This is a genomic window from Candidatus Methanoperedens sp., assembly GCA_027460535.1.
Classification (GTDB): Archaea; Halobacteriota; Methanosarcinia; order Methanosarcinales; family Methanoperedenaceae; genus Methanoperedens.
Genome location: JAPZAR010000027.1, coordinates 222,187 through 241,918, shown reverse-complemented (window position 1 = coordinate 241,918; position 19,732 = coordinate 222,187). Strand labels below are relative to the sequence as shown.

24 protein-coding genes are annotated in these 19,732 nt (G+C 47.7%); 7 read left to right on the top strand and 17 right to left on the bottom strand.

What is annotated here, in order from left to right; genetic code table 11:
- Positions 1–6: 6 nt before the first annotated feature.
- The 3 genes from O8C65_12630 to sdhA all read right to left on the bottom strand — a co-directional run bounded on the left by O8C65_12630 (position 7) and on the right by sdhA (position 3,795).
- Positions 7–1,179 (bottom strand): citrate synthase, encoded by a 1,173-nt coding sequence (locus tag O8C65_12630; GenBank protein ID MCZ7357767.1) that lies wholly within the window; start codon positions 1,177–1,179, stop codon positions 7–9.
- 181 nt (positions 1,180–1,360) lie between these two features.
- Entirely contained in the window at positions 1,361–2,080 is a 720-nt protein-coding gene (locus O8C65_12625) for a succinate dehydrogenase iron-sulfur subunit (protein MCZ7357766.1), read from the bottom strand.
- Positions 2,080–3,795: a succinate dehydrogenase flavoprotein subunit gene (sdhA, locus tag O8C65_12620; protein MCZ7357765.1), complete on the bottom strand. Its 1,716-nt coding sequence runs from the start codon at positions 3,793–3,795 to the stop codon at positions 2,080–2,082. Before sdhA ends, O8C65_12625 begins: the two co-directional genes overlap by 1 nt.
- A gap of 183 nt (positions 3,796–3,978) precedes the next feature.
- Here sdhA and O8C65_12615 point away from each other — a divergent pair, with 183 nt between their 5' ends.
- From O8C65_12615 to O8C65_12600, 4 genes are all read left to right on the top strand, one after another.
- Positions 3,979–4,371: a hypothetical protein gene (locus O8C65_12615; protein ID MCZ7357764.1), complete on the top strand. Its 393-nt coding sequence runs from the start codon at positions 3,979–3,981 to the stop codon at positions 4,369–4,371.
- A gap of 62 nt (positions 4,372–4,433) precedes the next feature.
- Entirely contained in the window at positions 4,434–4,571 is a 138-nt protein-coding gene (locus tag O8C65_12610; protein ID MCZ7357763.1) for a hypothetical protein, read from the top strand.
- 102 nt (positions 4,572–4,673) lie between these two features.
- The gene (locus tag O8C65_12605; GenBank protein ID MCZ7357762.1) at positions 4,674–5,219 is read left to right on the top strand and encodes a hypothetical protein; all 546 of its coding nucleotides are present in this window, start codon (positions 4,674–4,676) and stop codon (positions 5,217–5,219) included.
- Entirely contained in the window at positions 5,216–5,419 is a 204-nt protein-coding gene (locus tag O8C65_12600; protein ID MCZ7357761.1) for a hypothetical protein, read from the top strand. Before O8C65_12605 ends, O8C65_12600 begins: the two co-directional genes overlap by 4 nt.
- A gap of 67 nt (positions 5,420–5,486) precedes the next feature.
- Here the strand turns inward: O8C65_12600 and O8C65_12595 are convergent, their stop codons facing one another.
- The 11 genes from O8C65_12595 to htpX all read right to left on the bottom strand — a co-directional run bounded on the left by O8C65_12595 (position 5,487) and on the right by htpX (position 14,323).
- Entirely contained in the window at positions 5,487–6,095 is a 609-nt protein-coding gene (locus O8C65_12595) for a nitroreductase family protein (GenBank protein ID MCZ7357760.1), read from the bottom strand.
- A complete protein-coding gene (locus O8C65_12590; GenBank protein MCZ7357759.1) occupies positions 6,082–6,825 on the bottom strand; it encodes an ABC transporter ATP-binding protein in 744 nt (247 codons plus the stop codon). The genes O8C65_12595 and O8C65_12590 overlap by 14 nt, the downstream gene beginning before the upstream one ends.
- The gene (locus tag O8C65_12585; GenBank protein MCZ7357758.1) at positions 6,818–7,972 is read right to left on the bottom strand and encodes an ABC transporter permease; all 1,155 of its coding nucleotides are present in this window, start codon (positions 7,970–7,972) and stop codon (positions 6,818–6,820) included. Before O8C65_12585 ends, O8C65_12590 begins: the two co-directional genes overlap by 8 nt.
- Positions 7,965–9,032, bottom strand: coding sequence for a hypothetical protein (locus O8C65_12580; GenBank protein MCZ7357757.1), 1,068 nt, complete (start codon positions 9,030–9,032; stop codon positions 7,965–7,967). The genes O8C65_12585 and O8C65_12580 overlap by 8 nt, the downstream gene beginning before the upstream one ends.
- Positions 9,033–9,082: 50 nt before the next feature.
- Positions 9,083–9,904, bottom strand: coding sequence for a 4Fe-4S binding protein (locus O8C65_12575; GenBank protein MCZ7357756.1), 822 nt, complete (start codon positions 9,902–9,904; stop codon positions 9,083–9,085).
- Positions 9,905–9,957: 53 nt separating this feature from the next.
- Positions 9,958–10,389, bottom strand: coding sequence for a flavodoxin domain-containing protein (locus tag O8C65_12570; protein ID MCZ7357755.1), 432 nt, complete (start codon positions 10,387–10,389; stop codon positions 9,958–9,960).
- A gap of 9 nt (positions 10,390–10,398) precedes the next feature.
- Entirely contained in the window at positions 10,399–10,893 is a 495-nt protein-coding gene (locus O8C65_12565) for a rubrerythrin family protein (GenBank protein ID MCZ7357754.1), read from the bottom strand.
- Between the two features lie 87 nt (positions 10,894–10,980).
- Positions 10,981–12,261, bottom strand: coding sequence for a diaminopimelate decarboxylase (gene lysA / locus O8C65_12560; protein ID MCZ7357753.1), 1,281 nt, complete (start codon positions 12,259–12,261; stop codon positions 10,981–10,983).
- 201 nt (positions 12,262–12,462) lie between these two features.
- On the bottom strand, positions 12,463–12,864 hold the full coding sequence (locus tag O8C65_12555) for a ribonuclease HI family protein (protein MCZ7357752.1): 402 nt from the start codon (positions 12,862–12,864) through the stop codon (positions 12,463–12,465).
- Between the two features lie 4 nt (positions 12,865–12,868).
- Positions 12,869–13,429, bottom strand: coding sequence for a hypothetical protein (locus O8C65_12550; protein MCZ7357751.1), 561 nt, complete (start codon positions 13,427–13,429; stop codon positions 12,869–12,871).
- Positions 13,430–14,323 carry a zinc metalloprotease HtpX gene (gene htpX, locus O8C65_12545; protein MCZ7357750.1) on the bottom strand — a complete coding sequence of 298 codons (894 nt, stop codon included), beginning with the start codon at positions 14,321–14,323 and terminating at the stop codon, positions 13,430–13,432.
- 285 nt (positions 14,324–14,608) lie between these two features.
- On the opposite strand from htpX, the gene O8C65_12540 reads away from it, so the two are divergent.
- The 3 genes from O8C65_12540 to O8C65_12530 are packed head-to-tail and all read left to right on the top strand — an operon-like array spanning position 14,609 to position 16,697.
- Positions 14,609–15,067: a 4Fe-4S binding protein gene (locus O8C65_12540; GenBank protein MCZ7357749.1), complete on the top strand. Its 459-nt coding sequence runs from the start codon at positions 14,609–14,611 to the stop codon at positions 15,065–15,067.
- Positions 15,068–15,075: 8 nt separating this feature from the next.
- Entirely contained in the window at positions 15,076–16,287 is a 1,212-nt protein-coding gene (locus O8C65_12535) for a formylmethanofuran dehydrogenase subunit B (protein MCZ7357748.1), read from the top strand.
- Positions 16,287–16,697, top strand: coding sequence for a formylmethanofuran dehydrogenase (locus O8C65_12530; protein ID MCZ7357747.1), 411 nt, complete (start codon positions 16,287–16,289; stop codon positions 16,695–16,697). The genes O8C65_12535 and O8C65_12530 overlap by 1 nt, the downstream gene beginning before the upstream one ends.
- A 100-nt stretch (positions 16,698–16,797) precedes the next feature.
- Here the strand turns inward: O8C65_12530 and O8C65_12525 are convergent, their stop codons facing one another.
- The 3 genes from O8C65_12525 to O8C65_12515 all read right to left on the bottom strand — a co-directional run bounded on the left by O8C65_12525 (position 16,798) and on the right by O8C65_12515 (position 19,730).
- Positions 16,798–18,126, bottom strand: coding sequence for a plastocyanin/azurin family copper-binding protein (locus O8C65_12525; GenBank protein ID MCZ7357746.1), 1,329 nt, complete (start codon positions 18,124–18,126; stop codon positions 16,798–16,800).
- 159 nt (positions 18,127–18,285) lie between these two features.
- On the bottom strand, positions 18,286–18,819 hold the full coding sequence (locus O8C65_12520; protein MCZ7357745.1) for a DUF447 family protein: 534 nt from the start codon (positions 18,817–18,819) through the stop codon (positions 18,286–18,288).
- Between the two features lie 44 nt (positions 18,820–18,863).
- The gene (locus tag O8C65_12515; protein ID MCZ7357744.1) at positions 18,864–19,730 is read right to left on the bottom strand and encodes a triphosphoribosyl-dephospho-CoA synthase; all 867 of its coding nucleotides are present in this window, start codon (positions 19,728–19,730) and stop codon (positions 18,864–18,866) included.
- Positions 19,731–19,732 lie beyond the last annotated feature (2 nt).

Below are 19,732 nucleotides of genomic sequence, written 5' to 3'. Positions count from 1 at the left end.
ACATTCTTATTCGCGTTTCTCTAAAGGCATGTACTTGCATCCTTCAAGCCCGCAATATCTTCCGATATATTCAGCTTCCGGCCTGTAAATGACGGCTTTTGGCTGCGCTTCGGCAAATTTCTCTTCAATAATATGCGCGCACCATCCTGCGATCCTTGAAACAGCAAATACCGGGGTAAAGAGGTCAGGATCAATCCCCATTATGCAGTAAATAGAAGGACTGTAAAAATCCACATTCGGATAGATTTCTTTTCCTTTGCGCTTTTTAAATTCCGCTCTGGTTACACTTTCAATTTTCCGGGACAGATCGAACCATTTTGTATTTCCTGTCCTTTCCGCAAGTTTTTCTGAAATGCCAGATAGTATCTTTGCACGAGGATCCCAGGTCTTATACACCGCATGGCCCATGCCCATGATCTTTTCTCCAGCATCCAGTTTTGAATTTATCCACTTCTCGACCCGGTCCAACCTGTCGATATCAGAAAGCATTTTCATTACCTGGGCATTGGCTCCCCCGTGGAGTTCACCTGAAAGCGCACCAAGTGCAGCCCCGGCGCACGCATACATATGGGCGTGTGTCGATGCCACCACCCTCGCAGCGAAAGTAGAGGCATTAAAGGAGTGTTCGGCATGAAGCACAAGACAGATATCAAAATCCTTTGCGGTCTCCTTATCAGGTATTTCCCCGTTCAGCATATACAGGAAGTTTGCTGCCGCCCCCAGTGTTTCATCCGGTTTCATTATATCAAGATTCTTACGGATCCTGTCCCAGTACGCAACCACAGTTGCCATTTTGGCTACAAGCCGTACAGAGGTTTTTATCTGGGCGGCTTTTGTGCTTGCCCTTGTAGTATCATCGAAATCTGCAAGCATTGGAATCACGGATTGGAGAACATCCATTGCATGGGCAGTCTTTTTCCTCTTTTTCAAATGCCGGATGATCCCTGCCGGAAGCTGCCTTTCGGAAGCGAGGGTCTCTTTAAATATTTCTAATTCTTTCCTTGTGGGAAGGGTCTCATAGAGCATCAAATAGACTGTTTCTTCATAGGTTGAATTTTCAGCAAGTGCCTCGATCTCATATCCACGGTAGATCAATCTCCCTTTTTCCCCATCCACTGCACTTATTTTTGTATCAGCAACAGGGACACCCCTTAATCCGATATCTTTGGTTTCCGGCATGTATGACCACCCCTGCTTTTTAGAAGGACTCGGCAGATAATAAGTTTTATCATACGGAACAGAATCTATTTAATTAACACGAAAATAACACGTGTTAAGCGGAGGTTGGAATACATGGCAGGGAAAACACTTTCCGAAAAGAAAACCCGGGGCATTTGAAATCGCGGACAGGTTTTTTTAATTATTTTTTCACTTCCCTGCTCTCCAGAATACGCTTTTTGACTTCGAATATCTCTTTCGTAACAGGTATCTCCTTGGGACATACTCTTGTGCACATCCACTTTGTCTGGCATCCCCACGCCCCGTCCTTATCGTCCAGCAGGGCGATCCTCTCTTTCGAACCTTCATCCCTTGAATCGAAAAGATACCGAAATGCCCGGACAAGCGCAGCAGGACCGATATACGCCTGCGTGGCTTTATCCTGATTGACAGGGCAAGAAGCAGTGCAGCAGGCGCACAGAATGCAGCGGATGGCATCCTCAAACTTCTGGTGCTCTTCAATGGACTGGGGCCGCTCTTTATCCGGTGGAGGAGTTGCTATGATAAGATAAGGTTTGATGGAATTGTATCTTTCAAAGAATGGATCCATATCCACAACCAGGTCCTTTAGCACCCTGAACACCTGTAAGGGCTCGATCAGCACCTCCTCATTCTCTTTAAAATCCTTGACCAGCTTCTGGCATGCGAGGGAGCTCGTGCCATTTATCCTCATCCCGTCAGACCCGCACACCCCATGACCGCAGGACATCCTGTATGACAATGTGGGATCCTTTTCCACTCGAATGCGGTTAAGGCAGTCCAGAATTCGTTCCATTGGATCGGCTTCCACCTCGAAATCCTGATAATAGGATCTCTCATCCTTCTCAGGGTCGAACCGGAAAATCTTGAATTTCATTTTCATCAATACACCCTCGCCTCAGGCTGGAATCGTGTTATTTTCACAGGTTTATAGGTAACCCCTTCCCGGGTTGGGAAGACAAGGGTATGTTTCAGATAGTTATTGTCATCCCTTGCAGGGAAATCTTCCCGGAAGTGGGCTCCACGGCTCTCTTTACGGTGGAGGGCGCTTGAGAGGATAACCTCTGCCAGGTCAAGCTGATGTCCCAGCTCAATCGCTTCCATGAGTTCATAATTGAAATTCCTGCCTTTATCCGCGATCTCTATGTCACGAAAGCGCGTTTTTAGTGATCGGATATCCAGAAGCCCTTTCTTCAGGCTTTCCTCATCCCTGAAGACGGAACAATAATCCATCATCAGCGATTGCATATTCCGACGGATTCCATCGATGCTTTCCCCGCCCTTATGGTTAAGCAAGCCCGCTATCATCTGCCCCGCTTCTTTCAATGGCTCATCAGAGATGGGGTAATATTCAATTTTTAAAATATCCTCCTTCATTGCCAATCCGCACCTTCGCCCGAACACGAGCGTATCAAGAAGGGAATTACACCCAAGCCTGTTTGCACCATGCACGGATACACAGGCGCATTCTCCCGCAGCGTACAATCCCTTTTCGGTCCCGCCTGAACCGTCATGAAGCACCCTTCCTTCAGTATCAGTTGGGATACCTCCCATAAGGTAATGGCATGTTGGGTACACAGGGATCGGGTCGCGTACTGGATCGATGCCCAGATATATCCTTACAAATGAGGTTAATTCCCACAGCCTCTCAAGGATCTTTTTTTCTCCCAGATGAGTCAGGTCAAGATGCACATAACCTCCTTCAAAACCCCTGCCCTCGCGCACCTCGGTGAGAATGGCCCTGGAGACCACATCCCTGGCTGCCAGATCTTTTACTGTAGGAGCGTATCGTTCCATGAATGGCTCACCCAGGCTGTTCCGTAAAATCCCGCCCTCTCCTCTTGCCGCTTCGCTCAACAGGATACCCAGGGGATAAAGCCCGGTGGGATGGAACTGGACGAACTCCATATCCATGAGGGGGATCCCTGCCCTGTGCGCCAGATTAAGACCATCCCCGGTCGATGCAAATCCATTGGATGTGGTCCTAAAAATCCTGCCGCAACCTCCTGTTGCCAAAAGTACTGCTCTGGCTTCAAGGAGATTGAGGTCGCCCGAGGAGAGGTCATAGGTCACCAGCCCCGAACACTTCCCTTCTTCAAGGACAAGAGAAAGGACATAATGCTCAGCGTAGAACTTTACCTGATGCCGCAGGCACTGGTCGTACAGCGTGTCCAGGACCACCCTTCCAGTCCTGTCAGAGGCATAGCAGGCTCTTTTTACAGGTTTTTTGCCGTAATCCCTGGTATGCCCTCCGAAATTTCTTTGGGAAATTTTGCCTTCTGCATTTCGGCTGAAAGGAACACCCATATGCTCGAGCTCATAGATCACACGGGGAGCATCCCTGACCATTATTTCCACAGCATCCTGGTCTGCAAGGTAATCGCTTCCCTTGACAGTATCGAACATGTGCCATTCCCAGTGGTCTTCTTCTTCATTGCCGATTGAAGCTGTTATCCCGCCCTGGGCTGCACCCGAATGGGATCGCGTTGGAAGGACTTTGCTAACTATTGCAACATCTGCTTCCTCCACACACTCAACAGCCGCCCGAAGCCCGGCAAGACCTGAACCTATTATAACGATATCATGCTTGAAGTTCATGCTTATCACCTTTAATCAACGCCCGCTTTATGAACCCCTTGATATGTATGTAATTTTGCAAACTTATCTTTAACGGTTGAAAAATTAAAAAAGAACAGGAACATAAATTATACAGTGACCGTTTAATAACATTTATACCTCTGTTATCCCATATTATTCATCATAATAAGGGGTGGCAAAGTTATGAGTTTAGATAGAAATACCGAACAGACAAAAGACAAATTTAATAAAATGGAAGTAGGGTTGAAATGTCTCAGGGATTTGAACCTGCTTGATGATTTTTTTGATGAAACCTGGAAGAAAGGGACAGATAAGTTCCTGGATAGGTATGAAGACAAGAAATCATTTTATGATCTGCCCCTGGAAGAAACCGATAAAGTCATAGAGCAAGTAACTGAATGGTTCGGGGATGATTACGGGCTGGCTGTAATTGATGGAGAATTCTGGATGGTTTCCGTGGGCAGCGTGGATGAAGGCGGCAACAAGTGGTGGTTCAAAATGAGACTCAAAACGGATGATATAGAGACTGCCAGAAAAGCCATTCTGCTGGATAAGTGCCGGCCGAGGAGATATTGAACCCTTTCAGAGTTCATCCATTTTAATCTTTTACTAGCCGTTTTGTTGATGAGGGTACTTGCATGAATAAAGATATTCAGCTCCTCATATTTACAATAGGGCATGGCTCATTCGATAACTCCATGGGCTCTCGTAAATGGGATTTCCATCACATATCCACGGCCAGAGACCACGGAGGAAATAATCAAAGAATGAAATAATTATCCTCACTATCATAAATTATTATGACTATGATTATTGGAGGGGAAAGTTTATTAGTACTCAGATGTTATGTGATATTGCAGTGGTCAATGTGAGGTTAAATGGCTATGGCCATGGTCAATGGAATTGTTGATAAAAGTCAGGTACTTATTGGATTGGAACAAATCTATAGAGTTACAGATGAGCTATCCTGCATATGCCCACATGGCTGCAGGTTGTGTGAAGATAGAGAAACCCTGATGCTCGTGCCTTATGAGGATGAGCTTATGGGCATTGAAAACGAGCAAAGCAGGACGTTTTTAAGGGATGGATGCGGGTATTGTTACCAACCCAGGGGATATTCCTGCAAAAAATTGCATTCTTCCGGAATCTGTACTATTCATAAGAAACGTCCGTTTGATTGCCGAAGTTTTCCCATAGTTCCGCGGTTTCGATTAGATAAAGGAAATATAATTGATTTTTATCTGGTTGATGATTATTGTCCGATGTTGAATGAGGTATCCGCAGGCTTCATAAAAACTACGATGGAATGCTGGCAGTCGATTATTGAACATTTGCCCTATGATTGGAAGGTAATGTACAATCACCTGAATCATAATTGTTATCGAAAAAAAATCACTGCTGTTTCCGGAGACTTAAAATTATGAAAAGAATTACTCTTACTGGTTTGTTGTATGCTCTATTGGTTCCTGTACAGGTATGGACGGGGTATGAATTGGGCACCGGGAGATATAATAATGCTGCTGTCCTAGTGGTGGTGATGATGGTTATAGAAGCTTTCACGGTGCGTCTATGGATTACGGCCCAGACCGAAGAAGTTAGGAATTTAAATACACAGCATTCTTAAAATCTTATTATAGATGTTAATCAGGGCATCCTTATAAGTGCATCAACCTTTCTTTTTCGCGACCATCCTACCGCCTATTGAATAATACGCCTAATAATTTACCGAGGACGGAAATAGGACCTGCATGCTTCATTTTCACCATAATGCCCGGCTCACTCCCGTAAGCCTCACTATGAACGATACTTGCGAGAGGAAGCCTTGGAGGAACAGATGCATTTCCAATCTCATATCCCAGGGTGATCAGTGCTATTATGACCAGGTTCGAAGGTATACCCAGGATTTTTCGCACCGTCTCTTCTTCGAATCCGCCTATCCAGCACGAGCCTATGCCCAGCGATGTTGCCATGAGGGTCATATTTGTCCCTGATATCGCTGAATCCAGACCATAGGTCATGCTCCCTGCATCAGGGTCTGCGCAGATCACCACCACTGCGCCGGCCTCTCCCACCTGGCGGGATTTGAATACCTTATAGTAACACGCTTCTCCTAGGGAGGAGAGCAATTCCTTCCGGGTTACGATGATGAAACGCCAGGGCTGGGCATTCGCGCCCGAGGGAGCCCACCTGCCCGCCTCCAGTATCAATCCCATATACTCCTCTGGGATTTTCATGCTATTAAAATGCCTGACGCTTCGACGCTTTCTAATTACGTCGAGCAGGACATCACTCTCTTTCATCCTTTTTTCCCTGCCGCACATCAGTTACGATTTTCCCATCACGCATAGATATCGTCCGCGATGTCCGTTCTGCCACAGCCGAATCATGTGTCACAACAAGGATCGTCTGACCTTTTTCGCAGAGCTCGGTCAAAAGGTCAACTATTTTATCGCGCGTCTTTGTATCCACGTTCCCCGTGGGCTCATCTGCAAGGATGATTGCAGGGCGGTTTGCCATGGCCCTCGCTATGGCAACACGCTGCTGCTCTCCCCCTGACAATTCAGAGGGTTTATGGTTCATCCTGTCGCGAAGTCCCATCTGTGTGAGGAGTTCGACGGCTCTTTCTTTTCGCCTGCTTTTCGATACTCTGGCAAAACGCATTGCGATGTCAACGTTCTCTACTGCAGAAAGCGTAGGAATGAGGTTGAAGTGCTGGAACACAAAACCGATTTTTTCGCGGCGTATCCTGGGGGCTTCGCTTTCCTTTGCCATTGTGATCTCTGTGCCATCAATGAAGACTCTGCCGCTCGTAGGTTTATCCAGAAGTCCTGTCATTGAGAGGAGGGTGGACTTACCGCTCCCTGATGGGCCGACTATACTCAGGAACTCTCCTTTACCAACATCAAAACTCACATCATCGAGCGCATTGACCGGGATCTTACCCTGCATATACACTTTTGAAAGGTTCCTGACGCGCAGTATCGGGACGCTTTCCGATAAACCAGCGTTCCCCGCGGATCTTTCATTCATATCGCAAAGCCTCCATGGGGCTCATTTTCGCCGCCCTGTAAGCCGGATATGTCCCTGAGAGGATGCCAAGAAGAGTGGCAAAAACAACAGCGATAACCAGCAGCCTCGGGGTGATAGTGAAAAGTATGGTCCCTTTGGAAGCCAGGTAGTCGTTCATTCGATAGACAAACGCCGCACCGCTGATAATTCCAAAAATCCCCCCAAGTATTCCCATAAGCGCAGCTTCTCCCATTGTCATGAAAAGAATATCCTTTGTCTCGGCGCCTAGCGCTTTCATGAGACCGAATTCCTTTGTCCTTTCCGAAACCGACATCAGCATCGTGTTCATGACACTGAGTCCTCCTATTATCGCCGCAAGCGCCGCAGCGCTAACCGTGATCAGACTGAAGACTACCAGCGACTGTTCGATCTGTTTTCTCAACTGCTCGGGGGAAAAGGTGGTAACCCTCTCGACATTCAACTCTATCCTTTTTGCAAGGTCTTCAGGGTTCGTATCCGGGCCCGGGATGGCCAGAATGAATGAAACTGCATTTTCCTGGTTATAGAATTTCTGGGCCTTATCCAGGGGTATCTGCACACCGTTATCAAAAAAGGAACCTGTATATTCCAGTATCCCTACAATAGTAAAATTTCTGGTATGTGTTATGGTCGCCGTGCGCTGTACGCGTTTGCTTTTTATCTCAAGCTCATCCCCCACGTTAAGATTGAACTCTCGAGCAACGCTGCTGCCGATGACTGCCCGGTAACCGTCTCCCGTAACCAAAAAGCGACCTTGCGTAAGCTTTGTATCCTTCATCGCTTCCTCCTGTTTCTCGGGGGGAATACCAATGATGACGTCCCCCCCAAAAATTCCCAGGTTTTCCGGATCGAGAGGGGCCTGCAATAACCCATACGCATCTGAAACTCCTGGAACCCTTTTGACCTCCCGGACTTTAGATTCATTAAGTGCACCCCCAAAGAACCCTCCTTCAGGAAGCACCCGGATCTTATCGGCTGTAAGGCTGATGGACCGGTCAAAAGTGATATTGAAATGTTCAGACATCCCGCCCATAACTATTACTGCAAATATGCCAAGGGCTATGCCGAATACTGTGAGTCCTGTCCTGAGTTTTCTCTGCGTGATATTTTTCAGTATAAGATCAAACATACCTGCCTCTCCACGTGGCAGTCAACAGCGCCAGGATCAAAAGGAACCCTTCGAACCCGGGAGTGCTCTTTGCAGATACTGCTTTGGAAACATTTGAGTATTCGGGAATGCGCACAGCAGTTTCATACTTATCTACGGTTGCGTTTTCCTGGTTAACAGCCAGTATCTCCACATCATATGTACCCGGCTCAAGCCCTTTCCATACAACCCCGGCCGTATCTTCTTTACCCGAGACAAGTATCTCTTCAACCTGCGTGCGGAATATGTGCGTTTCGTTTGTTACCCTGTTCCTTGCAGAAACGACTATGGACCCGTCAAAAGGCACCTGGGATTTACCGCGAAGGGTTACGCTGGCCCCATATTCATCTACCTGGACATCGTCGGGAAGTATCTCAACATCATCACCTGCCGTAAAATATGCGATATAGGTATTTGTGAGGGGAGGCGCGTAAAGCCTGTGAGTGAATATCTTTGCACGGACGGTGTATTGCTTGTTGTTGGCAAGCATGAAAGGCCAGAGCAATTCAATCTCGGTGTTCTGTACGAGAGAAACGTCTTCTGTTGTCTTTGTGTATACGATGTCGCTATTATCGATAAGTTCTATTTTTATGTCTACGGCGCTCGGGTTAAAAGGCTGGAGCAGTAATTGTACCCCTCTGTTCGTGGGCGAGAAATCCACGACATGAAACGCAGGTAGCGCGACTGTCCCATAGGATACCTGATATGAACTGCTGGCCAGGAGTCTGCTGTCATTGAATAAACCAACTTTTGCAGTATAGTAATCATACTGGGGCTTTCCTTCCCAGATCACTACTTTGGATATGGATTTTCCGGCTTTTGCCTCAACCGGTATTTCATGGGATTCCACAAGGTTTCCTTCATACAATAGCTCAAAGACCGCTTTTCCCTGAAAGTCCATGGTGGAATTGACAGTAATATCGGTGCTTGTAAAATCAGAAAAAAAATTTGTAATCTCAACTCCTGCAGAAACTGGAATAACAAGCATAAATAAAATCAATAGAATGGCTACCGGTATTACTTTCATCTTATTAAAATTCATAATGTTCTATTCATCTATTTGCATCTTAATATATTTGAATACATGAGGTGTTATACTTTACTCCCGTATTTCCTTACATGCTCCCAAGCCCTGTGATATTTCTCAAATCTTTTATCATCTGAATAGATGGACATTTTCTTGCGCCCGAACAATTCCCTGTCCTTCCCCACGGGGCAGACCTTGATGCAGATGCCGCAAGGTGAGCGGTATTCATCCCGCAGTTCCGCACTCCTTGTCGCACAGAGCTTCTTATCAACAGGCGGAGGGAAATCCCCTTTTCCCGGTATTGCGCTCACAGGGCAATTCTTAACGCATAGAAGGCATCGCGTGCACAAATCCTTTATTTTAATAGCGTCTGGCTCCACTACAGCGGTAGTGAAAATGGATGTGAACCTCACCCTTGGCCCGTATTCCGGTGTCAGGAGAACATTATTCTGCCCGAAAGATCCCATGCCGGCAAGGTATGCGGCATGCTTGTGCGAAAAAAATGCGAACGGCTTTTCGATCAATATTTTTATGTCCCCGTAGGCATCCCTGGGAAGATAGATCGCGCCGTAGCCTTTCTCGACCAGGAAATTCGCTATTTCATAAGCTTTCGCATCAAGCATTGAATTCACTGTTTTGTAAAGTTCATGATAATATATCGAGGGCGCTGTTTCAACTATTGGCAGCGGCACAGGCAGCCCTATAACTATCACGGTTCTCGCTTCAGGGTATATGGAATGCGGCCAGAATTCCCTCGGGATCCAGGGTGAAAGCACGTTGGGAAGCTCAGCAGGTGGGGCTTCCCATCTTTTTACGGGAGCTATACCCACCAGTGATATTCCCAGGCTCCTGCATTTCTCCAGCAGCTCTTTCTTCAGGGGTTTCATTCAGAATACAAGTATGTTCCCCAATCCCTTATTAATATCCATGGGTATATTTATTATTTTTTTATCTTATCTGCAATCTGTTTTCCCAGCTTCCTGCACTCCTCTATGCCTTCTTCTTCAGGAATGCGTTTTATCCTCAACGGAGGCTCAAGCACGTTCATGCCATAACCTTTGAGCATATTTGTTATGACTATCGGTCCCTCACCGCTCCATCCATATGACCCGAAAGCGGTTCCCACCTTACCTTTCAGCGGAACTTTCGCCAGGCTTTCCACGTATTTGATGACCGTTGGCATCCCGGCACCCTTGTAGGTGGCCAAACCTATTGCTACTGCATCTGCCTTCTGCACGTCTGCCGGTGAAGCCTCGTCCACTTTCTTGATCATGACATCAATACCTGCCTTCTTTGCCCCTTCCTCAATGGCTTTTGCCATGATGCCGGTATTGCCGAACCCTGTCCCGTATATTATCGCGAGTTTTGCCATAATCTTGCCTCAATCCACTTTCCTGAACATCTCTTTAGGAGCGTTACATATCGGGCACCGGTCAGGAGCGCCTTTTTCAACGGTGTTGCCGCAGATTGAGCATACATAGTAATCCACGTCCTCGTTCCTGCCGAGGTTATCCAGGGCATTCTTATAAAGACCGGCATGGATTTTTTCGACCTTGTTCGCCACGTCAAAGCTGAGGATAGCGGCGTCAGATGCTTTCTCTTTTTTAGCAGTCTCAATGAATTTAGGGTACATCTCCCTGAACTCCGCAGTCTCACCCGCAATGGCATCCTTCAGGTTATTTGCCGTTTTGCCAACAGCTCCCATTACGCGCAGATGGTTGAGAGCATGGACGGTCTCTGCGGCCGCGGCTGCACGGAATAGCTTTGCGACCTGGCGATAACCCTCCTGGTCTGCCTTTTCCGCAAAACCAAGGTATTTCCTGTTCGCCTGCGATTCCCCGGCAAATGCCTCTTTCAAATTATCCTGTGTAGTCATATTTTCACCTGTTTACCACTCAAACAATATTGAACTTCAATAGGTGATATATCTTACCATTTGAACCATGCGCCGGCTAGATAATCTTTACATCAACCTTCCGGGAAGCTTCTGCCTGCCTATCAGGTCGCCCACATCCTCGGCGCTCCTTATTATGTCAGATTTTCCGTCCTTTACAAGTATTTCCGCACATCTTGGCCTTCCATTATACTGGCTGCTCATGCTGAACCCATATGCTCCGGCATCCAGCAGTGCTATGATATCCCCTTTTTCCACCATTGGAAGCCCCCTGTCCTTTGCGAATACGTCACCTGTCTCACATATGGGGCCTGCGATGGTGTATGTTTCCACAGGCTTCGAGGCGGCTTTGTTTGTCACGACTGCATGGTGGTAGGAGTCGTACATCGTCGGGCGAACGAGGAGATTAAAACCCGCATCCACGCCAACAAAATTCTTAGCGGCTCTTTTCACCGTGTTGACACGCATGAGAAGAATGGTGGTATCGCCCACGATGTAACGCCCCGGCTCAAGAATAAGTTTTGGTGATATGCCAAGTGCTCTGGTTCTTTCCCTGAACACAGGGAGGATAGCTTCTGCATGGTCTTGCGGGGTGGGAGCAGTTTCATCCTTCCTGTAAGGGATACCCAGACCCGAACCCATATCTACAAATTTGAGTTCGATCCCCAGAGCGGTCACCTGTTCAACAAGGTCCATCATTTTCTGTGCAGCCTCGGTAAAAGGGGCTGTATCCAGTATCTGTGAGCCTATATGGCAGTGTATGCCGCAGGGCGAGACCCCGGGAAGTTCCGAGGCTTCGCGGTAAACATCCACCACTTCATCGGAAGGTATGCCGAATTTGGAAGTGCGAAGCCCGGTTGAGATCTTGGGATGGGTCTTAGGGGAGACATCCGGGTTCACACGAAATGCTATTTCAATGGTTTTCCCAAAGCTTTCCGCTATCTCAGATAAGGTATGCAGTTCATCACGCGAATCGACAGAGACTTTCACTCCTGTCTCGCAGGCTTTTTGAAGCTCAAAATCCGTTTTTGAATTGCCATTGAACAGGATATTTTCCCGAGGCATCCCAGCAAGGAGAGCCATATACAGCTCCCCATAGCTGAAGACATCTGCACCCGCTCCCTCCCTTGCGAGAATCCTCAGGATCGCCAAACTGCCGTTGGCTTTTGCGGCATAGTAGATATCTGCTTCTGGGAACGCTTTCCTGTAAGAGCGGAAATTCTCGATCACGCGGGATTCGTTTGTGACATATAAGGGAGTCCCGTATTTTTCTGCAATCTCTGTGGTATCCACGCCGCCGATTATGAGGTGATTATTCCGGATTTCAAGATGATCTTTTATCGTGAACATAGGTGCACAATTAACAGATGTCATATTATATCTTCTCTTACTTGGCAGCCTGATGCAGATCAATATGGTTGGCGAATAAAAAAGGACTGGGTTTGCATTTGCCGCCAACCTCAACGATAATCTAGCTGCACAATTGCATAACGGATGTCAGCAGTGTCAATAAAGAACATCCGGAAAGTATTATTTACATTTGTATTGGGTTCAAACGATCGCGGAATCCAGAGCCATATTTGATAGCTCATCCGTATACGCGTTCTCCTCCCTCTTTACCCATCTGAAATCTAATTTTTCAAAATTCCCGCACAATTTTTTCGCTTCATTAAATAAGGGCATGAGATTTTTGCTTTTGACCATGTATTGCCCGGTGACCTGCTTGATGATCAGCTGGCTGTCCCCACGCACCTCAAGTTCCATGCACCCATGGCTGCTTGCCAGTTTCAGCCCTTCGATCAGCGCGCGCCACTCCGCGATATTGTTAGTTCCTTTACCCAGCTTTTTTGAGAGTTCTTTTACTTTCTTCCCGTTTTCCAGTAAAACAGCACCTATGGCCATAGGGCCGGGGTTGCCCCTGCATGCACCATCAAAGAACAATATGCAGCCCATAAAATCATATGGGAATATCCCACAGTGGGAACCACCGCTCCGTGTCCTTTTCGATGGGCAGTTCCTTTTCCATGATGGCACGGAGCCTGAACTCATAGGAGGAGTCCCTTTTTTTATCAGGGAGGGGCGCAAAAGGGTAAAACTTTGCCTGCTTGAAATTATAGATCCAGAAAATCTCTGATTCTCCCCTGAATTTGAAAACCGCGCATAACAGCTGCTCACCAAAGTCTTTTTCCTTCAGGGTCTCACTCACCATGTACAGCGTTGTCACAAGGTCCTCGAATTCGGTATCATTCAAAATGACCCAGGTGTATCCGAATGAATCCTTCTTTATGCTGTACTGGGTATTCGTTTCCTTGCAGCTCTGCTGGAGCAACTCCCGAAGCTCGATCTCGGCACTTGCGAACCTTGAGGCTTCCAGGGGCCTGAAACATATTCCGGCGCCCTGCGAATTCAGTCCCAGGCTGGTATTCAGGGTAATATAGGCTGTGGACATTGCAAACAGCTTGTCAGCTTTTGGTTTTGGGAGCTTGCTTTTGCCCAGGAGGGAATCGAGGAATCCCATCTAAAACTCCATCTTGCGCTCCATTTCCTCAAGTGCCCTTATGCGCGCCTCAACCGTGGGGTGGGTCGAGAAAAGATTCATGACCGAATCACCTGATATCGCAGGGATGATGAAGAAAGCGTTCATGCCCTCCACTTCCCGCAGGTCCTTCTCCGGTACGCGTTCCATTACACCGCTGATAGCCATGAGGGCTGATGCAAGATGCGAAGGCTGACCCGTAATTATTGCGGAACCCCTGTCTGCGGCGAACTCGCGGTACCTTGAAAGGGCGCGGATGAGAAGGAAACTTATTATCCATACCAGTAATGAGACGATCCATATAATTATAGCGGCGCCGGCGCCCCTGTCACGGTCACGATTGCCGCCCCCCATTCCGAAAAACAGCATGTACCGCACAAGGAAGAATGCGACCGTGGAAAGGAAGCTTGCGATGGTGATGACAAGCATGTCACGGTTCTTAACATGGCTCAGCTCGTGGGCAAGCACGGCTTCAAGCTCTGGCTGGCTTAATTTCTGCTTCAAAGACGTGGTGACGGCTACAACCGCGCTGTTCTTGCCCCTTCCTGTAGCGAATGCATTGGGAACACTGCTTTCAACGATAGCGATCTTTGGCTTGGGCAGGTCTGCGATGGCGCAGAGCCTCGATATTGTTTCATGAAGGCGCGGTTCCTCCTGCTCGGTGACGATACGCGCACCCATGCTCCAGAGCACGAGCTTATCGGAAAAGAAAAACTGTATTAGCATGAAGATCGCTGCGATAAAAATCAAACCTGTTGTATCGACCCCGCCGAAGGTCGCTAAAATAACAAGAAAGATCAGATATACCGCCGCAAGCAGGAACATTGTCAGCATCATGCGGGCTGCAAGTCCGTAATCACTGTACCATTTTCTCATTTGAAACACCTGCTCATTCTTATGTAGTTGCATCTATTAAATATTGGCGTTGGCATCGCAAATCGAAAATCCCATTCTCTTCTCGCTCTTCACGAACCCGGTCTCAGTGATTGTAATATCAAAAGAGGCGACCGATTTTGGGATTTTATTATTCGGATTTTTAAAAATTTAGCAATATTGTTCCTCCTCGACGCCAGCAAAAAACCCCCGCTTTTTTTTGGGAAATATTCCTTGACTTCCATAAAATCATAACATTTATCCGTTACAAAACCAATCCCCCGGTTCATGCCCTCAGTAATGGAGCTTTACCAGCTCTTGCCAAGAACGAACTGTAAGATATGCGGTGAATCTACATGTATGGCTTTTTCTGTTGCATTACTGTCAAGAAAAAGGAAAATAATGGAATGCACCCCCATACTTTCTGAGGATTTCAAAAAACAGAGAGAACGGCTCGAGGCACTTCTTTTACCTTCCGCGGGGGCAGAGGAAACCGGTATGATAGTGCATCCCGAACTCTGCACGGGCTGCGGCAATTGCGTGGTCGCGTGCCCCGTGGATGTAGCGAACGACCCGAAAGGCGCAGCAGTAGGGCACGCCCCGACCAACGATAAGGTGATATTCAGGGTGATTGATGGCAAGGTGGTCGCCTCCAATATCAAGGAATGCCGTCGCTTCGGGAAGAACAGGGTGCTCTGCTACGCCTGCATAGACCCATGTCCCGTTGGCGCCATAGAGTTCGTTTAGGTGTTATTATGGTGACATGCCCGGGATGCGCACTGTTATGCGATGATATTGAGGTCATCGTAGAGAACAACAGGATAAAAGAGACGCACAATACCTGCAGGCGCGGCTCCGCGAGGATGAAAGGCTGCATGAACAGGCTTGCGCCGTCCATCGATCAAAAGCCCGCCGATATCGATGCTTCAATAAAAAAAGCTGTGGGGCTCCTGCGCGATGCCAGGTCGCCCATGCTTTTCGGATGGAGCAACTCTACATGCGAAGCACAGATGAAAGGCATCCAGCTTGCGAAAAAAATGGGTGCAATGCTGGACGACACATCATCATTCTGCCAGGGCATCCTGATTGAAAAGGTTCTCCAGAAAAAGTTCAGGACATGCTCGCTTGAAGATGTGAGGGATAAAGCGGATGTTCTGGTGTACTGGGGTTCAGACGCACAGGATTCAGAGCCGCGGCATCTATCGAGATTTTCATATTTTCCACGCGGCCAGATGCGCCAGCGAGGGTACGAGGAGGACAGGCTTGCGGTAGCGATCGATGTGCGCGAGTCCAATACTGCAAAGATATGCAAGGGGCATTTTTACAGGATACCTCCAAAGGGCGACAGGGAGTTCATTCTTGCGTTGATGGATGCGCTTTCCGGGAAGGTGCCGTCATACGAGCCAAAGAAAATGCTTGAACTTGCAAGTATATTTAAAAAAGCGGAGTTCGGTGTGATATTCGTTGGGATCGGGCTTACCTATTCCATAAAAAATGACTTTGATATTTTGGTTACCCTGGCAGACAGGCTTCCAAATTTCAATATCATGCCCATGGTAGGGCATTACAACATGCGCGGCTTCAACGAAGCGCTGTTCAGGGAGACAGGATTTGTGAACAGGGTTAAGTTCGATGGAGTGGCGAACCAAAGCAACAAATATTCTATTGTAGAGGCGCTGCGCGCAAAAAGCATCGATGCACTTCTTGTGGTGGGTTCTGACCCGCTCTCGAGCCTTCCGCGTTCCCTGTTATCTCATCTTGCATCCATACCCGTGATATGCATCGACCCGTGCGTCACAATGACATCAAAAATAGCAGCAGTGACCATCCCGTGCGCGGCGTCGGGAATCGAGGCCGCAGGTACTGCGGTAAGGATGGATGGAAAAGTGAATGAGCTTTCGAAGATCCTTGAAAGCGATCATCCAAGCGATGAGCAGATCCTGGCAAGACTTATGGAGGCGCTCTGATGGGAATCGATGTGGGGAAGTTCTTGAAGTCTCCGGAATTCGATATCAAGATCACTACTTACAGGGATATTTTCCAGGTGGAAGCGCTTGAGAGGGACAGGTTCGGTGAGGAGTACAGGAAACTCTCAGCCTGCATAATCCTTAGCAAGAATGATATGCAACGTATGGGATTCAAGCCGGGGGACAGGGTGAAGGTATCCAGCAGCAGCGGTAGTATCGTGGTCGAGGTAAAGGAAACCAAAAGAGATGAACCTGGAGGACTTGCGTTCATGGTAAACAGCCCATGGTCCAATGCGCTTGTGTCAGAAGATACCGGCGGGAAGGGGATGCCGGAGTTCAAGGATATTATTGCAAAGGTATCGCTGGCGAAGGAAGAGGTAACGCATCTGGATAGGTTGATAAATTTCTGAGGAAAATTCTAAATCCATAAGAAATACGAATATCGTTTCTAAAAATGGGGGACAAATCCAGTTATTTGTCCCTTCTAATCTGTAACTTATCTTCGTTGTGTTATCTGGATTGGTCGGCGTCCTCTTCGTCATATTTTTCAGTATGTTTGGGCTTGTTCGTGAAATTATTGTTCATTGAATTCTCACCCTGTGCCAGCGTTACGCTCTTCACGGGAGGACTCGTAGGGACAAAGCCTTTCTTGTGTACTTCCTCCACAAGATATTTACCTGCCGGAAGTTCATCGAACCTGTAGAATCCCATGGCATCAGTGGTATTTTCTTTCTCGATATCCCTGGTTCCTGCCCCAATGCCTTTCAGCTTGATCTTCCACCCCGGCAGACCCGCCTCGCCCGCATCCTGCTTTCCATTCCCGTTAGTATCGTTGATCGTAAACCCTTCGATACTGCCTCCGGGCGGCATTACCAGCACCTTGCCTACCATCTTCATTTCATCGTGAATCAGGCATAGATAACTGTAAGTGCCTGGCTTTGTGAACTTCAGGGTGTAATTCTGCCCTGGTGGAAGTACACCCGAGCTGGCGTTCCCGGTGCCATTGTAGCTGCTTCCGCCTGACGGAGCGGCAGCATCAGGATTTATCATGAATCCACCAGCTATCGGTATTACGAATTCTAGTGGCTTTTGGCCTGCAGCCAGGAAGGTCACCGTATGTATCTCCATAGGATCCAGTTGAGTCCAGACCACCTGATCATCGGTATGTATCTTCAACACCCTGGGTGTAAAACGCATGTATGATGCTTTGTGTTTTGCATCTACCGGCAATGGTATATCAATAGATGCCTGCCACACGGTTGTGCCGTTTGGCCCGGGATTTGAGGTCAATCCCAAATTTTCCACCAACATCTTCCCCGTTTCCAGGTCTTCTTTCAGTTCCTTCCTGCCCTTTGCATTATACTGACCCTGTGTGAACGGGTAAGGGCTGCCAGCATTCTGCACCATGACCGCACCTGCCATGCCGGAATGGATTAGGCATTGATATGAATAATTCCCGGCTGTTGTGAAAGTCAGCGAGTAGCTCATCCCGGGAAATATCAGGCCGGAGCTAACGATGCCCGTGCCGTCGTATGTGGAGCCGCCAGCTGGCGATAATGAAGCCGGGCTACCCGGTATAGGGGTTGGACCACCGCTAAGGAAGCTGACGGTATGAAGATTATGTCCCCCCAGCGTCCAGTTAATAGTATCACCTTCATTTATGGTGATGTTGCCGGGATAGAATCCCATACCCTGGATCGCCATGTCTGGTGTTTCCCCGCCTGCCAGGACATACCATGTCTTCCCCTGCACTGCGGCGCTTCCGGATAGCAGCATGAATGCCAGCATTCCAAGCGCTATTCTGAGGGCATACCCTCTATTGACTTTATTTCTTAACATATTACCACTCCATGAGTCAGGAAATTTTAGAATAACCCGATCATAAATAGTTATTTCAAGGAATATAAAAATCTTTCTGAGACTGCCAGTTCCTGTCAACGATCTTATTTTAAATCCCCGTTTCACCCGTTAAATATAATGTTTGGGCTGGCGATGATGTTACTTTCGCTCCTCATTTTCAATCAGAGAATAAAGCAATCGCATAGCTTCCTTCTCGCGCGCTCCGCCGCATTTCTGGACTATTGTATTGTAATACCCAATGCGATCAAGGTATTTCCTTTCTTTCAGGATCACATATCGCGTAGCGTGGATCGATGCCTCTATGACTGCATTTAAACCGCGGTTCACCGGATGAATCTTTCGGGTATTTATTTTTCCATTAATTGGAGATAATTCCACCACTGAGATTTTCTCACCCTTTTTACATCTGCAATCAAAAACAAGCCATCCCATTGCCTCTTTCAGAACAGGGAAACCTTCAAAAAATTCGAATCTTTCTGGCTCGATATCGGAAAGCGAGGCCTGCACGAATATGGTCGGGTCGTCCGCGATATTTGCTGCTGCCATGGGCCTGCCCAATATATTCTCAAGCGTCTTTGATTCATAGATCCGGGCAAAAAGCCTGCTGTTCTCTCTGTGTAAACCCATTGGCGCGGCATTTGGCATCCCATCGGGAGATATAGTCGTGAAAATTACCTCTGATATCCCTTCCTGTATCCCGAACTCGTCAATGTCGATCAGAATCTCATCCCCTCAAATAGAGAAACAAAAAGCCCTGCAATGATTAAATCCGCGGTCGAGCCGGGATTGATTCTTTCCTTTAATAGGTCATCGTCAAAGGAATGTATTTCATCCATTATCTTATCCATGCCGTTCCCCCTCTTCAGTATCTTTTTTGCCCTCAAGGAAACCTCTTCAGCTTTTTTAATGTCGAATTTCGTCTGGATGAATGTATCCTTGCTGCTGGATAAGAGCTCCATGAACGTAAGAACCACAGCATCATTGATACCGCACTTATTGAGCTTGTCACGGATCGATGCTGCGCATTCGAAGGTTTTCTGGAAACCATTCACCCATTCAGCCGCTATCATATCATAACTGCAGGAGATCTCCATCAGGTCATAAAGTGTCAATCCCTGCGCTTTTATTTTGTCGACAGATGATTCATCACCAAGGCCAAGCTGTTCCACTGGTTTGACTTTTACCCGGGCCAGGGAGAAGGCGCGATAAAATTCGATGGCGTCTTCCACGGTTGTTTCTCTCACTATCTTCTCAACCCGCTCCCTCAGGCACTTCTTATCCTCACACTTACCCGCAGCCATGACTAGCGGGATGAGAAGAATGAATGCCCCAAAATGAGTATTGCCTCCCTTCTGCCATTTGCTGCTCTCCGCAACAGCTTCGCGGATGAGCGCTCCTACGCCGGATTTCGAGCCTGCTGCTTTCTCCATCACAGGATACACACCTACGGCGCTTGCCAGGAAATGCTCAAAACGGGTATCTGTGTAGTTATGGTCCCTGTCGATGTTTCCTGGCTTGGGCGTGGCTGAGACCTCGAGAAGCATGGCGAGCTGCACGCATCGGGCGATGTAAGTAGGTCCCATTG

Coding starts and splice junctions, on each gene's coding strand:
- O8C65_12630 (MCZ7357767.1), bottom strand. CDS start 1,179: ATGCCGGAAACCAAAGATATCGGATTAAGGGGTGTCCCTGTTGCTGAT.
- O8C65_12590 (MCZ7357759.1), bottom strand. CDS start 6,825: ATGAATGAAAGATCCGCGGGGAACGCTGGTTTATCGGAAAGCGTCCCG.
- O8C65_12565 (MCZ7357754.1), bottom strand. CDS start 10,893: ATGACTACACAGGATAATTTGAAAGAGGCATTTGCCGGGGAATCGCAG.
- O8C65_12585 (MCZ7357758.1), bottom strand. CDS start 7,972: ATGTTTGATCTTATACTGAAAAATATCACGCAGAGAAAACTCAGGACA.
- O8C65_12570 (MCZ7357755.1), bottom strand. CDS start 10,389: ATGGCAAAACTCGCGATAATATACGGGACAGGGTTCGGCAATACCGGC.
- sdhA (MCZ7357765.1), bottom strand. CDS start 3,795: ATGAACTTCAAGCATGATATCGTTATAATAGGTTCAGGTCTTGCCGGG.
- lysA (MCZ7357753.1), bottom strand. CDS start 12,261: ATGTTCACGATAAAAGATCATCTTGAAATCCGGAATAATCACCTCATA.
- O8C65_12515 (MCZ7357744.1), bottom strand. CDS start 19,730: ATGGGACCTACTTACATCGCCCGATGCGTGCAGCTCGCCATGCTTCTC.
- O8C65_12625 (MCZ7357766.1), bottom strand. CDS start 2,080: ATGAAAATGAAATTCAAGATTTTCCGGTTCGACCCTGAGAAGGATGAG.
- O8C65_12555 (MCZ7357752.1), bottom strand. CDS start 12,864: ATGGGCTGCATATTGTTCTTTGATGGTGCATGCAGGGGCAACCCCGGC.
- O8C65_12595 (MCZ7357760.1), bottom strand. CDS start 6,095: ATGAAAGAGAGTGATGTCCTGCTCGACGTAATTAGAAAGCGTCGAAGC.
- O8C65_12535 (MCZ7357748.1), top strand. CDS start 15,076: ATGGTGACATGCCCGGGATGCGCACTGTTATGCGATGATATTGAGGTC.
- O8C65_12550 (MCZ7357751.1), bottom strand. CDS start 13,429: ATGGGATTCCTCGATTCCCTCCTGGGCAAAAGCAAGCTCCCAAAACCA.
- O8C65_12600 (MCZ7357761.1), top strand. CDS start 5,216: ATGAAAAGAATTACTCTTACTGGTTTGTTGTATGCTCTATTGGTTCCT.
- O8C65_12525 (MCZ7357746.1), bottom strand. CDS start 18,126: ATGTTAAGAAATAAAGTCAATAGAGGGTATGCCCTCAGAATAGCGCTT.
- O8C65_12580 (MCZ7357757.1), bottom strand. CDS start 9,032: ATGAATTTTAATAAGATGAAAGTAATACCGGTAGCCATTCTATTGATT.
- O8C65_12605 (MCZ7357762.1), top strand. CDS start 4,674: ATGGCTATGGCCATGGTCAATGGAATTGTTGATAAAAGTCAGGTACTT.
- O8C65_12530 (MCZ7357747.1), top strand. CDS start 16,287: ATGGGAATCGATGTGGGGAAGTTCTTGAAGTCTCCGGAATTCGATATC.
- O8C65_12575 (MCZ7357756.1), bottom strand. CDS start 9,904: ATGAAACCCCTGAAGAAAGAGCTGCTGGAGAAATGCAGGAGCCTGGGA.
- O8C65_12615 (MCZ7357764.1), top strand. CDS start 3,979: ATGAGTTTAGATAGAAATACCGAACAGACAAAAGACAAATTTAATAAA.
- htpX (MCZ7357750.1), bottom strand. CDS start 14,323: ATGAGAAAATGGTACAGTGATTACGGACTTGCAGCCCGCATGATGCTG.
- O8C65_12540 (MCZ7357749.1), top strand. CDS start 14,609: ATGCCCTCAGTAATGGAGCTTTACCAGCTCTTGCCAAGAACGAACTGT.
- O8C65_12610 (MCZ7357763.1), top strand. CDS start 4,434: ATGAATAAAGATATTCAGCTCCTCATATTTACAATAGGGCATGGCTCA.